The organism is Pseudactinotalea terrae, from assembly GCF_009733845.1.
Taxonomy (GTDB): Bacteria; Actinomycetota; Actinomycetes; order Actinomycetales; family Beutenbergiaceae; genus Pseudactinotalea; species Pseudactinotalea terrae.
The window spans coordinates 30,852-49,231 of the sequence record NZ_WNXZ01000007.1 but is presented as its reverse complement, the minus strand read 5'-3'; the positions used below and the strand labels follow the sequence as shown (position 1 = coordinate 49,231).

The window sequence follows — 18,380 nt, the reverse complement described above, 5'->3', positions numbered from 1 at the left end:
CGTCAGTGTCTGGCTGGGTGACCGCCTGCTCGCCGCCGTGCTGCCCGTTGCCCGGCTCGCGCCAACATTGACCACTGATGTCCCAAACCGTCACCAAGGCTCTGGACGAGATCAATCGTGATGCCTTGAGCGAGCCGGAAACCTGCAGGCCAGCCCGACGACGATTGAGCCGCGCGCAGGACGATCGACGTACCCCTGAGTCCCATCCGTTCCGCTAGCCTTTGCTAGCAATGTTGAGTTGTGTCAAGGGAGAGATCATGCTGAAAGATACGGCTGGCAGTTCGATCTGGACCATCGGTAAACTGGTCCAGGCGGTCCAGGCGATAGCAGATTCTGGGGTGCGCGTAGAAATCCCCAAGTTCCAGCGCCGCCTGGTATGGAAAGATCAACAAAGAATTGACCTCATCGACTCAATACATCGCGGCTATCCGATAGGCTCGATCCTTCTTTATCGGCGTCCGAATCCCGGTGGTCAGCACGAGACATACCAAGTTGTCGACGGACTTCAGCGGACAAGCACATTGATTGGCTATAGCGAACAACCGCTGACATATGCATCGAGCAAACTGCTAAGCGCACCGCATATCAGCGGCATCGCCCACCTCATCGAGCGCGACTCCTTGCACGTCGAACGCGCCATCCAGGATTGGATGCGCGCAACGAAGAAACTCACATTCGCCGCAGGCTTCTCCCCGCACAATCTTGCGGCGTTCGTCTTTGACGCACTCGATGTATTGCCATCGAAGCGTTCCGCGGAGCTCGATGTCCTCATCGAGGAGGCGCTCGACGAGTTGAAGGTTGCCGTCGATATCACCGCCGTATCGCTACCGGTGGTCACCTACGCGGGGCCCGAAGGTGAATTGCCCGAAATCTTCGAACGCATCAATCAGTCGGGGACCAAGCTCAACAAGTACGAGGTGTTTGCAGCCACATGGATGAGCAACTCGCAGACGCAGGTCAATTCCACTGACGTTCGCGTCGCAATCAATGACAAGTACGACGCACTCATATCCCGCGGATTCGCGATAAGCGATCTCGATTCTGGCCGCGCAATCCAAGACTTCAACCTCTTCGAGTACCTATTCGGATTCGGAAAGTGTCTGGTCCGTGGCCATAGTCTGCTGTTCAACCAGCGGTCCGATCCCGCGGAGACGGAGCCGGCCGCGTTTTCGCTCAGTTGCGTGGTGCGGGGTCAGCAATTATCGCGGATGGCTCTCCTGCCCGAGTTCATGCCCCGGGCTGAGGATGGGATTATCGATCCGGCCGAGATGGAAGCCTGCCTCACCGCCGCAGCGACTGAAGTTCAAAGATGGCTGGCACCATTCGTCGGGCTCCGACTAAACAATACATCCGATGGCATAGATATTGCACATGGTGAACTCCAGATCGTTTCGATTATTGCGCGCACTGCGGCCGGCCGGTGGGACACGAGGGGCGACTGGTCAGAACGACCCAACTGGGAGGCGGATTGGAAACGGCTTGCGCTCGCGGTTCCGCAGCACTACCTCATGGACGCAATTGAGGAGACTTGGCGCGGGCCGATCTACTCGACGCTATTCTCACGGGTCTGGGAAATGGACGACGATGGAAGAGCAATAGATCCTTCGCCCTACTATAGTCGCCCAATTGAGCGGCGTACGTGGGAGAACGCGCTCGATACGTGGTTCGGAAAGCAGCTCGAGAGGGAGCAGCGCAGCAGGCAGTATGTTCGAGCAGTCGATCGTTTGCTGCTGCGCTTTGTATATGCGGGTCTCGTATCTTTCAAGGACGACAAGAAGCACCAGTTTGAGTTGGAGCATCTGTACCCGGTCTCCCGATTGAAGCGTGTGATCGTGTCCAGCGAAGGGCCCGGTTGGCCAATCAGCTGTATCGCGAATCTTGCCCTTTTCACCAAGATTCTCAATCGCGAAAAGTCTGAGCAGACTATTTCTGAGTATCTTTCGGCCCACCAATTGTCAAAGGAGGAGCGTGCCGTTCTTGACCGGCTTCTACTCTGCAGAGCAGAGGATGTCGATATTAGCGAGCCTGGCTTGACGTTGGAGGCATACCGCTCCTTCTTGAGGGGGCGCTGGAGTACGATGAAGGACGCACTCTATCGAAACCTTGAGATCCAGGCTGCCCAAAGTGCTTAGGCCACCTGACTTAGCCGTTCCAGGATTCAACAAGAATCGCTGGTCACAGAGGCCGCTTTGCGCGACCAGAGGACTGAAGCTTCGGGTTCCTGGGACATCTGGTGTGGAGTGCCCAAGCACCTTGATCCATCCGTAGCCTTCGATGTGCGCTCTCCTCTCCATTGTTTCGTAGAGCGCCCGCCACCTGGGACTTCGACGCCGGCGAGCCGGAGAAGTCGATCAATCAACATCCCGCCAGGTGCCCGTCGAGTTCGGACGAACTTGGAACGAACGCGAAGTATTCGTGGACGGCGGCCCGCTGACTGACGGCCCGATCGCAGACGCTATCCAACTGCGCGGTAGTGCTTGCGCCCCTCCCGAGGCGGCCTACTCCGACTCGACCGCGGCTCTTACTAAAGCCGTAACTGACGAGGCACCAGACAGCGAATGAACCGCCTCGTGCGCCCGCTGCGGATCGACCTTCAGCAACTTGAGCATCTTCACAGCCACGCGTCCGAGGTAGTCCCACTGCACGGAGGTCTGCGTCTTCGCGGGTCGTTTCCACTCCGACGCGGACACCGCCCTGATGCGCTCGGCATTCTCAGTCAGAACAGGCACCACAGTCGGCCCAAGGGCCGCCCCCGCAAGGCAGACGCCCGTCAGGCTCGCCACTAGCTGAAGGTCTTGCCATCGCTTGCCCAGGTTGCCGTCCTTGAACGTGTCCGCCCAGGCATCGGACTCGCTGTGCGCCCGCATGCCGAGAGCTACGAGCGAGATGAGCTCGTTGATGGTTCCGGGGTCGTTCAGCGGGTCGCCTGGGTGCTGTGCTCGGTCGAGCATCGCGTTGATCTGGCTGGCGGTCGAGAGCCTGCGCGGCTCTCCGCGCTCGTTCAGCGACTCGACCACCAGCATCGACATCAGCCATGACAGGACCTTGGTGCGGCGGTAGCGCGCGCTTGCGATGCCCGCGTCTTGCAGGAACTTGCTGATGTCAGCGGCGTCACCCCCGACGGCTGCTAGGAATGGAGCCGCTTTGCGGATGCTCGGGGCGTCGCCGGAAGCGGCGGACAGGGCGCGCATCAGATGGAGCTCGTGGTACACCGCGTTGCGGATCTCCTCCGCATTCAGGTGCTTGCCCTGCTTGTTGTAGAGACTGAAGACCTCGTGAATCTGTCGAGGTGTCGCCTCGGTGTACTCGATCACAGGAATCTTGTAGTCCGTCGTGGACTCGAACACGTCCCGGACGGCCACCTGCTCTCCACCCACGTGCACGTACTCATCGGTGATCTCGTGGTAGTACTTCCCGGCGAAGGGTGCCAGCTCGCCGGACAGTCCAGAGGCTCCAGAGGCGAGCCGGTACGGGAAGAAGTAGGACCGCTCCAGGGTCGTAGTCAGTCGCTCGCCGGTCGCATCGGCCCATGCCCGTCGGAAGGCCGGGTAGTTGGTGCGGAACAGATGCGGGAGATCGAATCCTGGGTGCTGTCTGTTGGCTGCCTCGACCGACTCGAGCGCTGTGGGATGCGCACCGATGAACCGGAGGATCGAGGTCAGCCGCTGCTTGCCGTCGACGATCTCGAACGGTGCGTCCGCGACCGACCGCGGCCGCAGGATGATGATCGACGGCAACGGGATCCCACGGAGGATCGACTCCATCAGGAGTTGTGCGTCTGCAGTCGGCCAGACGTCGCCCCGCTGATACGAGGGGCTGAGGTCGAGTCGCCCAGACTTCGCTCGCGATGCGAAGTCGTGTATCGACCAGACCTCCGCTTTGGCGCGGATCCGACCGGACACCGTGGCGGTGAGACTGTCGTCCCACGCGGTCAACCACTCCGCCGTCGCGGCCGACCGCGAGCCTGTCTCGACGGAGGCCAGGAAGGAATCACGAAGGGCAGTCGCCCGCTCGACGCGCGCCCGGAGAAGGTCCACGCCGGCATCCGTGAGCACCAGGCTGTCGCCGTCGAGCACGTAGAGCTCGCTGTGGTCCCTCGCTCCGAGGCCGTCGAACAATCGGGTCGCCAGCGTCGCCGTGCTCGCGAAGGGATCCAGGCGATGATCGAGTCGCAGCCAGTCCTGCACGAGCACGAGCTGATCGAGCCAGGTGGCCTCGGCGTCGAAGGTCACGTCCTCGGCGTCGAAGGGCACGACCTCGTCGACCTCGGTGGGTGTGACCTCGGTCGCCGAGAGCATGGCGAGTCCCGCTGCAAGGCTCGTCAACACCTCGCTGCGCTCGTCACCGACAGATGGCTCGGCCAGATGCGTCATTGTCAGTCCCGCCCTCTTCGTCCGCATCGCTGCTCAGGCCAGGCTAATGGTTATGGGATCGTGTCCAGGTACGACGCCCGTTGTCACAGCCCTTCGATACGGTCACAGCATCAACCTAATCTGGACCAACGGGGGACGAGACGCGGGTGTCGAACAGTCTTCAATGGTCGGACTATGACGAATGGAACGATTGGATCGCCGAGATCCTGTTCCCCGAGGTGGAGGTGGCGACTCCGGTCTACCTCGACGTCGAGGACGACGTGGTTGCCAGGCTTTCCATCTCGGCGGGCATAGCAGCGGACGACGTCGTGCCCGCACTGCTCGACGTCGTGCGGGCAACGCTCTTGAGTCGTGGTCCATCGGCCTTCGATCGCCATCACAGACGGCTTGCTGCATGGCGCGCGGGAACACGGGTGGAGACGAATCCCCTGATCGCGCTCTTGTCGGTGTTCAGCCTCGCTGCGGAGAAGATGGCGTCCGGCGACGGAATGGCGGCGCACAACTACTACGGTCGCCTGGGCGATCTCCTGGCCGTGCGCGACAGCGAGCGGCTGGCCTCGAGCTACCGGGCAGTTGCTGAGCCGTTCTGGGCCAGCTTGAACTTGTGGCTCGAGTCGCTCGGCGGCAGGCGAGGGCTTCCCACCGCCTATTCGGTGGGGCTGCGTTACGTGGGTCTCGCGCTCTCACAGGCCCTGGTGCGTGAGGCAGACAGACGGAATCTGGAACGCTTCTTCGCAGACTTCGCTCTCGCCCCCCGCTCCGAGCTCCCGCCGGGCGAGCTGTTGCCTCTGATCGGCTCGTGGGTCAGCCAGACACCATCCCCCGCGACCAACCATCTAGCCAAGCTGTGGAAGAAGCCGGCATTGCAGGAGCGCATCGCCGAGGTGGCGGCGACCCTGCTCGCCGAGTGGGACGGAGCAGAGCAGGAGAACGCGAATGGTGCAGCTCACCGCGGCCGCGTACGCCTTGTTCTGCAGCTGACGTCGTTCCCGAAGCGACGAGCGCGCCTCTCACCCCTGTTCTTCGTCGCCGACGCGAGCCGTACCCGGGACAGCAGGCTGCTCGGAGACACACCGGTCGACGTGAAGCTGGTCCCCAGCATGCCCGGGGCTGCGACCCTGGCGGATGCTGGCCTGATCGACGCCGCCGACCTGCTCGAAGGAGTGCTCACTCTCGAGGATGCGACAGCCGGCCGGCTCGAGCGGCGTCCGCGAGGGCTGGTGGTATTCCGACGCGATGAGCTCAGCGGCGCGTGGATCGAGGTCCCGCAGGTCCTGCTCGGCGACGATGTCGTACTTCTTGTCGCTGATCGCCTTCTCGCAGCGACCACGTCGCTGCTCGATGCGGTCGCTCGAGCCGGGTGGAAGCTCGACAAGGAGACGCCGGGCATCCCGCAGGGTTGGACCCTAGTCCGAGATGTCGAGGTCTTCGGGCGACCGGCAAGTCCCGAGTCGCTGCACCTTGACGTCAGGGCATTGGTGCCGCTCACGAGCAGCCAGCTGAAGCTGGCTGGTGGGTTCGCCCTGCCCGGAGCTCTCCGCCATCGGTGGCACACCTGGCGCGCCCCTGAGATTCGCGCCGTCAGCGACAGCAGTGGTTTCACCGTTCGCCTCGTCTCCCTGGGAGCTCCCGGTGAGGACGACGAACCCTTGGTGCTCGAGGAGTGGTCAGACAACGGGACGGGCTCTGTCATCCAGGCTCTTGACGGTCTCGATCTCGAAGACGGCGACTATCAGGTCGAGCTGGTGGCAGACGGCACGGTCTCCGCCCGCAAGTCTGTCGTGCTTCGCAGCAGCGACAACCCCGATGCCATTCAGTGGGCCCGCGTCGAATCGATCATGCACGACATCTCCGACCCGCTGGCGGTCATGGGAGCCGACAGCGGCGCCGGTGCTGTTCGGCTGCACGGAGTGGAGCTCGAGTACGACGCCCCCATTCGCCGTCCCTCCGAGTCGTCACCACCACCGGCTCAGCCCTGGTGGAAGCCAGTCCGGGACAAAGAGCGCCAGGCAAAGGTGGCCTTGCGCCGACCGGAGGCCGAGTCGTGCTTCTACACGGGAGCTCATTACACGATCGTCGAGCAGGTACCGATCGACTCGAAGACCTTCCGACCCAAGGTGGCCAGCTCGGCAGGCGTGTGCAAGTGGTGCGGGCTCGAAAGGCGTTATCCGGCGAGCTACTGGCGCAACAAGCGCGACTACGACCGCCGCCGGGGTGCCAGCACGAGCGACACGGTCGACGTACGAGCTCTTCCACCGGTTGTCCCGGTGACAGAGCCGAGTGACGACTGGAGCACTGCCTTCGACGCTCTCCAGTACACCGGTGGAGGCCACGCGTCCCTGCTTGCTCGGGTTGCCGCACAGATCGACCCGAGCCGGGTCTTCTACAAGGAGTTCGTACAGACGCTCGACTCGCTCGGCCACATCGAGCTGAGGCGGGCTGCCACAGATCTCTCTGAGATCAGCTGGGAGGTCACATCTACCGCCGTCGTGGACACGGGCGCCGATCGAGTCCTCACGGGCTACTGGCCACCCGTTCTGCGCGACATCGCAGCTCAGAACTCCGAGGACCACGGGCACATCTACAGTGTCGAGCAGCAGCGACGTGGACCCGATCGGGTGGCGACGACGGCGAGCGACGACGCTCTGCTTCAGTGGTTGGAGATCGAGGATGTGGCCATCGCAGGCGACGCCGCGGGTGCGCTCGTCGACGCGCTTCCCCCGTTGAGCACCGTCATCGCGGCCCTGCCACGTCGCCACATGAACGGGTGGCTCGAGACTCAGTGGTTCGACCCTGCTCGTGCTGCGTGGGTCGACGGCGAAGGCATGGATGGTGTTGGCGCGTATCGCGTCGGGCGGTTCGCTTCAGAGTACTTCTACCGGACCCACGGAGACCTCGACGACGGCACCGCAGCGATCGGCGACGTCTACCTCGTCAAGCACGCCGCCGCCGCCGACCTGGCGAACAGACCTCTGATCGCGTGGTCCCGAGACTCTCGGGAGCTGGCTGTCCCCCTCGGGGCGAGCCTTCCGGGGCTCTATCAGAGGGCCGCCGTCCTCTGCTCTGGCCGCGCGCCGGAACGGCGCCGCAACTACATGGTCTATATGAGCGTCCCCGAGCGCGTCGCCTCACGACTCACGTACCTCCTGACGAATTGAGCGTTGACATGACTGCTGAGATCAACCCTGTGCTGCTCGGCGACAGGTTGCGCGAGACGCTCCTGCGCTACATCGATACCGCCTTCTACCTCCGGGACAGCGCAATCACGCTCGAGAGACGGCGTCTGCTCGCAGCGGATGCTCCGCTGGTACCCCCACCGCTCCTGGAACCCGTGCTGCCGTACGACGGGACCGACGACGCCCGCGCTGTCTGTGCCGAGGTGGGCCTCGCAGCTCACGAGGCGGAATGGCTCATCGGCGGGCTGTTCGGTCGGGCCGCTTCTGAAGTTCGGCTGAGGCAGCACCAGGCAGATGCGCTCCGCACTGCCCTCAGTGCTGCGGGGCCGAGCAACCCCGTCATCACCTCCGGAACGGGATCCGGCAAGACGGAGTCCTTTCTGCTCCCAGTGCTGTCACGGCTGCTGATAGAGGCGCGAGGCTGGCGAGAGGCTGACGAACCGGCGGCACCGTGGTGGGACGCCGACCCCAGGCACTGGGTTCCGGTCCGGGCGCACGAACGACGCCACGCTGCAGTCCGCACCCTGGTCCTCTACCCGACCAACGCGCTGGTCGAGGACCAGATGTCGCGGCTTCGGCGGGCTGCGAGACGGATCGCCGACCTCGGGGGCCCTGCGCTCTGGTTCGGCCGCTACACGTCCGCAGCCATCGGTGGCACCAAGCGGCCGGAGGCACATCTACCCCAAGATGTCGCAGCCATCGCAAAGCAGCTGCGAGACCTCGTCGCGGAGTTCGACTCGGTCACGGCCGCCAACCCTGAGATCGCTGATTTTCTCTCAGATCCTCGGCGCGTCGAGCTGCTGACGCGCTGGGACATGGTGGAGACGCCACCGGACCTCCTCGTGACCAACTACTCGATGCTCAACATCATGCTCATGCGGGAGCGTGAGCAGCCGATCTTCGAGCAGACTGCGGCGTGGTTGCGAGCAGACCCGGACAATGTGTTCACGCTCGTGGTCGACGAGCTGCACCTCTACCGCGGCACCCAGGGATCCGAGGTCGCACTGATCTTGAGGAACCTGCTGATGCGACTCGGCTTGGAACCTGAGTCCCGGCAGCTGAGGGTCGTCGGGACCAGCGCGTCACTGAACGCGGACGCAGACGAATACCTCGAACGCTTCTTCGGTGTGCCCCGGGAGTCCTTCCAGCAGATCGCTGGATCCCCTCGGGCGGTTGAGCAACCGCTCCCCACGACGAGCGACGTCCTGCAGGACGCGGCTGCGCCGCTTGACGAGATCCTGGCTGCGGCGTGCCGCGGAGACGACGGTGTCGTCCGTGCCACGCGCCTGCCCGAGATCGCCGCGCGAGCTTTTGGCGACCCGGATCCGAAGCTCGTCTCAACCGCGCTCGACGTGCTCGCCGCGGGAGCGCCCCAACGAAGCGGTGGTATCCCCTTCCGAGCCCACTACTTCGTCCGGACGATGCGCGGGATGTGGGCATGCTCAAGCCCTTTCTGCACGGAGATCGATGCCCAAGCCAGGACTGAACGCGGCTTCGGTCGGTTGTTCGCCAGGCCGATGCACCGCTGCTCCTGCGGCGGAAGGGTCCTCGAGCTCCTCTACTGCGGCAACTGTGGTGACGCGAGCCTCGGCGGGCACGTCCTCAGCGAGCACGACGAGGCAGGCGGCGTGTTCCTCGGCGTAGATCCACGGGAGAGTGACGACGAACGGAGCAGGTACGTCTACGAGCGCAGTACGCGCGAGTACCGCTGGTATCTCCCACGCCGGGACGGCGCGGGGGTGAGCTGGACGCACACCGGCCCCGGGCAGGGCACGTGGAAGTTCGGCTTCGCTGGAGGCTCGTTCGATCCTGCCACCGGCTATCTGGCCCCCAGCCCGTTCGACCCGACGGGCACGGTCATGACCTGGACGGGGCCGGACAAAGAGTGGTCACCCCCTGCCCTGCCATCTCATTGCCCACGTTGCGCGCACACTCGACAGCAGCGAGCTTTTGAGAAGGGCCGCGTCACCTCAGCCATTCGCGCGCACACGCAAGGCGCGGCGCAGGCAGCCCAGCTGCTCGTCTCCGAGATCTTCCGAGAGCTCGGAGACGACCCCGAGTCCAGCAGGACGATCATCTTCACGGATTCACGTGATGACGCTGCGCGGATGGCGATGGGGCTCGCGATGACCCACTATGCGGATCTTGTGCGGCAGCAGGTCCAGCAGACGCTGACCGAACCCGGCGAGGACGTCGCTGCGATCCTCCGCGCTGGCTCCTCAGGCAACCTTCAACCGCATCTTGCGGCACGCTACGGACAGCTGGCCGCCGAGAACCACGAGATCACCACGGCCTACACGCTGCAGAGCGTGGGTGTGGCGCAAGCTGAGCACGTTGCCCTCATCGAGCAGTTCGAAAAAGCACAGGCAGCCGCGGCGCGGCAGCTCTCGTGGCCGTCACTGGTCACACGTATCCGAGACCGACTGGTAGCCCTGGGTGTCCCACCGGGTGGACCGCGAGCCTCGTTGCTCAAGCTGCCCGATGACTCACCGTGGTACACCGCGTTCGACCCTCCGGTGACAGGCGAGTGGCGCCCGCTCGAGGACCCGACCGTTCGTCACGACGCCCAGAAGCGCTACCTGCACTGGCTTGCCTCGTCCCTTGGCGACGTCCTGCTAGGGCAGAGCAGTCGTGACGCAGAAGAGACCCTCGTGGCATATTTCGTGCCTCGATCGGTCGAGCACGACAGCCCGCAGATCGTGGAAGCCGTCTGCTCCAGCCTCCGGATCCTGCTGAGCAGCGGCCGGTGGCTGCCACAGGCTCGCGCCTCGACGGCATCGTGGCCGCGAGCACTGACGGACTTCCTCGGTCGAGCGGCGCCTCGCGTGGGCGTTGCGGCCGATGAGCTCGTCACCATCGTCCAGACCCGCCTCGACAAACTGTTGACTGATGGACAGGTTCACCTCGACCGTCTCGACCTTCCGCTGGACGTGCGACCCTCGGAGGACGCCGTATGGGTATGCACGCTGTGCGGTCGGCGTCACCTCCACGCCTCGGCGGGAATCTGCACGCGGGAGAAGTGCACAGGAGAGCTCGAGGTAGAACCGGCGTCGGAGCTCGGGACGGCTGACTACTACGCATGGTTAGCAACTCGAGAACCCCAGCGGCTCGCTGTCGCCGAGCTCACCGGGCAGACCCGGCCCCCGGACGAGCAGCGGCGTCGACAGCGTGTGTTCCGCGGCGCTCTTCTCCCGGAACCGACCGAGAACCGCCGGGCCACCCCGCTGGACGTCCTCAGTGTGACCACCACGATGGAGGTCGGCGTCGACATCGGCTCGCTCCGGTCGACGGTGATGGGCAACATGCCCCCACAAAGGTTCAACTACCAGCAACGCGTCGGACGAGCCGGACGCTCGGGTCAGACCTTCTCCTACGCCGCGACACTCTGCCGCGACCGTTCCCACGATGACTACTACTTCAGCAACGCGCATCGCATCACGGGCGACCTACCACCCCAGCCGTTCCTGGACACCGGTCGACGACGCATCTTCCAACGCGTCGCTGCTGCAGAAGTGCTTCGGCGCGCCTTCAGTTCGCTCGAGCAGCCGCCCGAGCCTCGCGGTGACAACGTCCACGGCGCGTTCGGGAGAGTAGAGCAGTGGGTGCAATACCGCACCGGCGTCGCTCGCTGGTTGTCGTCATCGGCCGAGGTCGACACCACGCTCCGACGTCTCGCCCGATTGACCGGGCTGGACCCCGCTGACGTCGATGAGACGATCACGTGGACGCGTTTCAACCTCGTCACGGCTGTGGATGCTGCAGTGCACGAGGAGGTGCACTCGGACAGGTCGCTGAGCGAACGGCTTGCCAACGCGGGAATCCTGCCCATGTTCGGCTTTCCGACCAAGGTGCGCTACCTCTACTCCACCGAGCACGGCAGCAAGCGCCCCGAGCCGATCAGCGACCGTCCGCTTGGTCAGGCAGTCTCGCTCTTTGCCCCCGGGGCCCAAGTGATCAGAGATGGATGGGTCTACACGGCTAACGGTTTCGCCGCTTTCAGGCAACAGGGGCGCAAGAGCGCACCGATGGACCCGCTCGGCACCCCTCTGGCCGTGCAGCGCTGCAACTCGTGCTCCGCCTCAACCGTCGTCGACACCTGGCAGAAGTGCCCGGTGTGCGGTGATGCCGTCCGCACTGTCACGATGTACCAGCCACTGGGATTCAGGACGCATATCGAGCGCAGTGACGGTCACATCGAAGATCGTGACGCCGCCACCGCTGCCCGCCCTGTGCTGAGCTGGCTCGAGCTCGGACCTGCTCCGGGGCAGATAGGTGCGATGGAGCTGTGGAGTCTTGACCAGGCACGCCTGCTGACGATCAACGACAACAACGGCCGCTTGTATGAGCTTCAGCGACACAGCGATCAGTCAGTCATCGTGCAGGTCAAGGGCTCGAGCGCGACCCAGATGCCCGTCATCGGCGAGGCAGCGATCGGTGAGGTGAGGGTCACCGATGCGGTCCTGCTGCTCGTTTCCGATGCCGACCTGGTGGGAGGAGTCGTGCCGACCGACCCGGCCGAGTGCGCGTCAGGACGCGCTGCGATGCTGTCCTTCGCGGAGGCGTTGCGTCGCGGTTGCCAAGCTGAGCTTGACATCGATCCATCCGAGCTCGTCGTCGGCCTCCAACCTCGCGAGGTCGGCGGCGTCCGCACCGCGGCCCTCTACGCAGCCGACACGCTCGAGAACGGAGCGGGCTACGCGCTCGAGCTCGCACGCGGTCGGCTCCAGCCGGTGCTGGAGACACTTGCCCATGTTGTCGGAGCCCGGTGGGAGGCGGGCGGGCATGCTGCCTGCGACAGCTCGTGCCCGGACTGCTTGCGCTCATGGGACAACCGCCATCTGCACGGTGCGCTGGACTGGCGCCTTGCGCTCGACGTGGTCGATGCAGCGCGCGGTGGGACTGTGCGCCTTGCGCGGTGGCGAGCGACCGCGGAGTCGGGAGCAGCCGCTTTCATCGACGCCTACGGAGAAGCCATCGAGGAACTGGCTGGCGCAGTTGCCATCCACGAGCGATGCGGCATGGTGACGCTCGAGACGGATTCCCGCGTCGTGGCCGTCGGGCACCCGTTGTGGTCGCGCGCCGCCGGCCGCCTCAACTCTTCTCAGGGCGAGCTAGCTGAGCAGGTCCACGGTGCAGGTATGAGTCTCCGCTGGACGGACCCGCGGGTGCTTCGAAACCGTCCCGACAAAGTGTTCCGGTTGTTCCAGACATGAGAGAGAACCCATGGCATACCTCGAATCACTCTCTGCCCTCGATCCCCTCGACCGAGGCAGACCCCATTCCGTGTCGGACGCGACATGGCGGGTGGCGACGCGCGAGGGCTTGCGTGTCTTGCAGATCGATACCTACGGCTCGCCCGAACGGAAGGACAAAGGAACTGTGAGTCAGTCCATCCAGCTCGACGCGACCAAGGCGGCCGAACTGGTAGCGATCTGTCGGTCGGTCTTTCCGGAGATCGGGTAGATCAGGCCGAGGTGGTGAGCACGGCGCGGGCTCCAGTGACGACCTTCAGCAGCCGGCGGCCGACCTCGGTCATCTCGAGCAGTCCTCGATCCCGCTCGACGTGTGCCTTAAGGACACTCAGTACGACACCCGTGTTGACGCCGTTGCCGAGCTGCTTGTAGCTGAGCGCATCGCGTTGCTCACCAAAGGTGAAGGTATCTTCCAGGCCCTGCAAGCGAGCCGCTTCCCTCACGGAAAGCCGCCTCCCGAGCGGGCCGAGAATCGGTGTCTGGGTGATGGCGACAAGCGCGGGCAGGTGAGTCATGCGCTTCACACGGAGTCCTGAGGGTCGCAACGAGATCACGCAGTCCCACATGCCACGCGCGTCTTGGGCCTGCCACTCGAGCTTCTGCCGGGACTCGGGGAACGTGCGCGTCTTGTGCAGCCACTTCCGGAGCCAGGCCGCGTCGCCGCGTTCGAGGAGCGCTTCGTAGAGATTCCAATTCTTTCTCAGGAAGTCCGCCTTCCAGGACGGCACCGGCACACCCCCCGGAGCCATCAGGCTGCGGCGTTTCCGATCGTCGGTGGTCCACACGTTGGCCCAGATCGGGTGGCCGGGCACTCCGCGCGCTGGCTCGCCCTCTCGGTCAGCATCACGCGCGAACATCTCACGGATTGCTGTGACCATCTCGTCCCAATGGTCGATCCAGACATGTTCATCGGCGCTGATCTGTGTACCCGGGAGGACACGCTCCTCTTGAAGAGGAAGATCGATGCGCAGATCCCACTCGCGGTCCATCCGGATGCTCTCGGGCAAGCGCACCGGTTCGACGAGCTCGTCGTTTGGCATGCCTTCGGGCACGAGCGTCGCTGTGATGTAGACGCGCTCGCGAACTTGAGGCTTGCCGCCGTGCTCTGGCTTTATCTGGTGTGGCGAGAAGATTGCTGGAGTAGACGAGACCTGGTATCCAAGTTGCCGCAGGTGATCGATGATCACCTGCCACTCATGGAGATGGCGCGGTCCGGCGAGGTTCCTCACATTCTCGAGCACGACGAGCGTTGGGCGGGTTTCACGGAGGATCTTCTCGATGTTCCAGAACAGGGTGCCGCGTGTCTCGTCCATGCCTCGCTGGGCTCCGGACTTGCTGAACGGCTGACAGGGGAACCCGCCGGTGAACACGTCGATGCTGGGTGCAGGCTGAGGAGCCCCCAGCTGCTGACCGTCGCGCTTCTCGAGAGGACGGAACCCCTGGTCGGTGGCATCGACCGTGATGTCGCCATAGGCGCGGTGACCCCAGTTGCGCTCGTAGACCGCCGCTGCGTGTCGATCGAACTCGACCACGTAGGCGCTCTCTCCGCCAAGGCGTTCTAGGACAGCGGCGAAACCGCCGATGCCCGCGAAGGCGTCCGCGTAGGTGAACGTGGGGGCGTCCACGGTCTCGTTGTTGTCAGTCGGCTCGAACATGCGTGCAGCTTACCTGACGGCCCCGACATCGGCCGGGAGGTCGGTCGGTGAGCCTGCCAACGTGCGCACGATTTGCCCTATGTTCGTGGCAGCCGCTACCGGGTCCTCGTGCTCCCACACCCTCACCACTCTCCACCCGAGCGACTCGAGATGATGCGTAGTGTCGGCGTCTCGCAGCTTGTTGGCCTCGAGCTTGGTCTGCCACCACGCTGCGTTGCTGGCCGGGTCGGTCCCGTGCTCAGGGCAGCCGTGCCAGAAGCAGCCATCGACGAAAACCGCGACCTTGCGCCGTGTGAAGGCGATGTCGATGGTTCGGCGAGGCCGGTCCGGAACTTTGACGGTGACGCGGTACCGAAGGCCGCGACGATGGAGCTCCCGCCGCAGCGCCATCTCGGCGGCGGTGTCCTTTCGCCGTGCTGTCGACATCCGTCGTGAGACCTGAACTGACGACGCGCCCGGGTGTGTTGGGACGTGGTAGGTCCGTATCTCGGCCATCTCCGAGCTCTCGCACGATCGAGGCCCACTCGGCGCTGTTGTGTCTCCTCGTGCTGACTTCATCTGATCTCACCCCGTCCGGGAGCCGGTCTGCGCAGTGCCGCCGAGACTACGGTGTCTCCCTACGTCCGGTGTGCGGGGAATAATCATCTCCACATGTATGCGAGCGCTCGGCGAGCGGACCTGGAGGTAGCAAGTCTTGGGGACGGTGGTCGTCGATCAAGTCGGTCCCGGAGGCGTGCTCGTCAGCGGCGCTGACTTGACTCTCAGCGAGAAGCAGAAGAACGAGATAGTGGCTGCCGCGGTCCCCGGAGCGACCGTCGACACCTACGCCGGGCAGCGTGTCCTCAGGTTCCGTGACCAGATCATTCTGAAGGCCCAGATCACCTATCTGGGGATCCCGCACCCGATCTTCAAGAAGCGGATACAGATCAGTCGGGCGTGGGTGAACGTCGCCGAGCAAGCGCAGCGTGACGGGCTGAGGGTGCGGTTTATCGGCATCTACCGGTACGGCGAGACCACCCTGTTCGCCGACTTCGACCCCGCGACCTACATCCGACGCAAGGCGAATAACTCGGCGGCGCACGTATCGACCAACGATCTGTACCAGGCGTACGTAGACGGGACCTTCTGGCGCGTCGACGCGAACGGCAATCGGCTCACGACCGTTCGATCAGACCTCCTTCGGACGCACCTCCTCGGCGAGATCGCACAGGTAGACCCAAGCGTCGAGGTGTTCCGACGCTTCAACGCCGAGCTGTTCACGGACGGATGGGTGCATGTGCTCGACGCCGTCAACGAGATGCACGCCGCGTCCTGGCCCGACAGGTTCCAGAGCGAGTGGCAGGGCTTCTACCTCGAGTACCGCTTCGACTCTTTCGTTCGAGCGAATGGCCTCGATTCGCTTGTCCGCTTCCAGAAGGAGAAGCGTGTCGGTCGGTTCGACGCCGACCTCGTCTTCCCCGACGGTCCGTACGTGTCCCACTACGGCGACCTGAAGACGTCCAACATCGTGAAGCGCGAGTCACCGGGCAACGACGCCGACGCCATCCGACGCTGCGTGAACGAGTACGGCAAGTTCTGGTACGTCATTTACGACCACGCGACCACACATGCGCGAGACACGGGTGGCCAGGTGACCGTCGCCTGGAACCGGCTCCGACGCTCTCTTGGTCAGCTCAAGACCGACTACAACGATCTGTCGTACTCCTCAAAGCTCAAGGAAGCCGTGAGCTTCAGAAGCATGAGGATCCTCGAGGTGAACCCTGCGAACTTCCACGTGATCCTGGACGACTTCCACCAGGGGGTCCAGGTGAGCGGCGCGGAACGAGCTCTGAAGGTCATCATCTCGAAGCGGAACGTCGACAACTTCCTCATCTACTCCGAGACGTTGTGATCGAGAGTATGGCCTGCCTCGTGGCCGGCCTGCCTGGGCTACTCCAGCCAGGTGGTCTCGAACCGGTCGTTGCTGTGGATGTGGATCGCCTCGTAGCCGCCGGGCAGCGTGCGGAAGGTGTGCGGGGTCTGGGCGGGCACGACCACGATCTGCCCGGCGTGTGCCTCGAGGTCATCGGTTCCGACCGTGAATCGCGCACCTCCGCGCCGGATGACGAACGTCTCCGCGTACGGGTGCAGATGTAGGCGTGGGCCGACGCCCTCCTGCGTCGTCGACTCGAGGATCAGCGAGATTCCTGGCCCACCCGGCAGCTCCTGATAGTTCTCGGTCCAATGCTCACCATCGTCGCGACCATCGGCCCGGTCGAGCACGTACGCATCCATCGCGATTCCTCCCTCGGTTGGATCGGGTTCCAGGCCACCATGGCTGATAGGGCATCGCAAGGCTCATCAGTCGGTCGCAGCGAACCTTCGCCACCTGACCAGGGCGTCGCGTGGCACGCGTGCTGTGAGCGGATCAGAACGAACATCCAGGTGACAGCTGGACGATCGCCATGTGGTCTTGAGTGGCTGTGTGGCCCAGCGGTCGACCGGGTCGCAGTCGGCGCACGACGTGCAGATCTTGCCCGAGCGCGACCCGATCGCTACCGCGCTCGCGGAACCAGGAGCCGCCTGTTTCGTGCTGACCGACTCCCGGGCAGATGCTGTGGCACTTCACCGGGCTGGCGCGGTTGCGGAGGGCGGACGGACCCGACGTGGCGTTGGCCGCCGTCGACCGCACCGCCATACTGACGCCGATGTCTCGCACGCTCACGATCACGCTGCAACGACAAGGAATGCCCGCGAACCTGGGCGTCGCTCCCGTCGCCGAGCTCGACGGCGTCGAGGTCGCGCGCTGTTACGGCACCCACGTGATGCCGCTTCTGGCCGACCGCCCGAGTGAGCTCACCTGCCGGCTCGGGCTTACCCGCGGTTCTCGCGCCTCGACGACGATCCCCGCGGGACCTGGCGACGTCTCACTCGAGTACACGGTGCCCGCGATCCGCGGCCTGCGCGGCCAGCTCGGCCCGGTCGGCACCACGGGGGCCGCCGGCGGCAAGGCTGTGGTGCCCGCCGTGGTGCTCGCCGCCCCCACGGTCGGGTAAACGGCACGGGAGCGGATGGCGTGACCCGGCCGGGCGAGTCAGACGGTCATCAACGACTTCATCTTCGAAGCGATCATCTCCACGGCCTTACGCGGCGCCAGCCGCGACAGCCGGTCCAGCATCCTGGCGTCGTTGCCGATCACCACGCGGAAAGCACCCTTCTCGATGCCGTCGGCGATCTGCGAGGCGGCGGAGGCCGCCGTCGTCAGCTTCGAGGCCATCTCACCAGCACGCTCGGCCTGGCCGGGGATGGCGGCTCCAGAGTTCTCGGCGATGCCGGTCGCGACGCCACCGGGGAACACGGTCGTGACCGCGACCTCCGTTCCCTGCATCTCCGCGTACAGGCCCTCGCTGAAGAGCTTGACGGCCGCCTTGCTGGCGCCGTACATCGTCTGCCCGGGGACCGGTGCGAGGGCGCCCATGCTCGAGACGTTGACGATGCTCGAGCGCGGCCGGTCCAGCAGCCACGGGAGGAACGCGTGGCAGGTGTTGACCACGCCCCACAGGTTGATGGAGACCACCCGTTCCATCTCCGGGTAGCCCAGCTCGGCGAACGGGACGAACTTCTGGATCACGCCGGCCACGTTGACCAGGCCGTCGATCGTGCCGTGCGCGTCGGCCACCAACTCGGGCAGCTGCCCGACGGCGTCCCGATCAGTCACGTCGAGCACGTGCGTGCTCAGCCGGGCACCTGCCCTGGCCAACGCCGCCGTCTCGGCCAGACCCTCCTCGCGGAGGTCGACCGCCGCCACCTTTGCGCCGCGGCGGAGCAGCTCGAGCACCACCGCTCGCCCGATCCCGTTGCCACCCCCGGTGACCACGAGCACCGCACCCTGGATTCGCATCTCCCTCACCTCTCGCTGGTACCTCCATTGTCGAGACGGCGGCT

The 18,380-nt window shown here is 64.7% G+C and carries 11 protein-coding genes; 6 read left to right on the top strand and 5 right to left on the bottom strand.

Annotation, left to right across the window (positions count from 1 at the left end; translation table 11 throughout):
- Positions 1 to 257 precede the first annotated feature (257 nt).
- A complete protein-coding gene (locus GPA03_RS18900) occupies positions 258 to 2,132 on the top strand; it encodes a DUF262 domain-containing protein (protein WP_162458431.1) in 1,875 nt (624 codons plus the stop codon).
- 366 nt (positions 2,133 to 2,498) lie between these two features.
- Here the strand turns inward: GPA03_RS18900 and GPA03_RS18895 are convergent, their stop codons facing one another.
- Complete coding sequence (locus tag GPA03_RS18895; RefSeq protein WP_162458430.1) at positions 2,499 to 4,373, bottom strand: DUF262 domain-containing protein; 1,875 nt, start codon at positions 4,371 to 4,373, stop codon at positions 2,499 to 2,501.
- A 146-nt stretch (positions 4,374 to 4,519) separates the two neighbouring features.
- Between GPA03_RS18895 and GPA03_RS22695 the strand changes: the two genes are divergently transcribed.
- Genes GPA03_RS22695 through GPA03_RS18885 form a run of 3 tightly spaced genes read left to right on the top strand, consistent with a single transcriptional unit; the run spans position 4,520 to position 13,012 of the window.
- Complete coding sequence (locus tag GPA03_RS22695; protein WP_206673643.1) at positions 4,520 to 7,531, top strand: hypothetical protein; 3,012 nt, start codon at positions 4,520 to 4,522, stop codon at positions 7,529 to 7,531.
- 8 nt (positions 7,532 to 7,539) lie between these two features.
- Positions 7,540 to 12,762 (top strand): DEAD/DEAH box helicase, encoded by a 5,223-nt coding sequence (locus GPA03_RS23115; protein WP_206673642.1) that lies wholly within the window; start codon positions 7,540 to 7,542, stop codon positions 12,760 to 12,762.
- 10 nt (positions 12,763 to 12,772) lie between these two features.
- The gene (locus tag GPA03_RS18885; protein WP_156253620.1) at positions 12,773 to 13,012 is read left to right on the top strand and encodes a hypothetical protein; all 240 of its coding nucleotides are present in this window, start codon (positions 12,773 to 12,775) and stop codon (positions 13,010 to 13,012) included.
- Between the two features lies 1 nt (position 13,013).
- Here GPA03_RS18885 and dcm read toward each other — a convergent pair whose 3' ends face one another.
- Both dcm and GPA03_RS18875 read right to left on the bottom strand, forming a co-directional pair.
- Entirely contained in the window at positions 13,014 to 14,456 is a 1,443-nt protein-coding gene (dcm, locus tag GPA03_RS18880; protein WP_156253619.1) for a DNA (cytosine-5-)-methyltransferase, read from the bottom strand.
- Positions 14,457 to 14,465: 9 nt separating this feature from the next.
- Entirely contained in the window at positions 14,466 to 14,951 is a 486-nt protein-coding gene (locus GPA03_RS18875; protein WP_277755252.1) for a very short patch repair endonuclease, read from the bottom strand.
- 208 nt (positions 14,952 to 15,159) lie between these two features.
- Between GPA03_RS18875 and GPA03_RS18870 the strand changes: the two genes are divergently transcribed.
- On the top strand, positions 15,160 to 16,347 hold the full coding sequence (locus tag GPA03_RS18870) for a hypothetical protein (RefSeq protein WP_241681397.1): 1,188 nt from the start codon (positions 15,160 to 15,162) through the stop codon (positions 16,345 to 16,347).
- Positions 16,348 to 16,385: 38 nt separating this feature from the next.
- Here GPA03_RS18870 and GPA03_RS18865 read toward each other — a convergent pair whose 3' ends face one another.
- Positions 16,386 to 16,730, bottom strand: coding sequence for a cupin domain-containing protein (locus GPA03_RS18865; protein WP_156253617.1), 345 nt, complete (start codon positions 16,728 to 16,730; stop codon positions 16,386 to 16,388).
- Between the two features lie 413 nt (positions 16,731 to 17,143).
- Between GPA03_RS18865 and GPA03_RS18860 the strand changes: the two genes are divergently transcribed.
- Positions 17,144 to 17,491 (top strand): hypothetical protein, encoded by a 348-nt coding sequence (locus GPA03_RS18860; protein ID WP_156253616.1) that lies wholly within the window; start codon positions 17,144 to 17,146, stop codon positions 17,489 to 17,491.
- A gap of 38 nt (positions 17,492 to 17,529) precedes the next feature.
- Here the strand turns inward: GPA03_RS18860 and GPA03_RS18855 are convergent, their stop codons facing one another.
- Entirely contained in the window at positions 17,530 to 18,336 is an 807-nt protein-coding gene (locus GPA03_RS18855; protein WP_156253615.1) for an SDR family NAD(P)-dependent oxidoreductase, read from the bottom strand.
- Between the last annotated feature and the right edge of the window lie 44 nt (positions 18,337 to 18,380).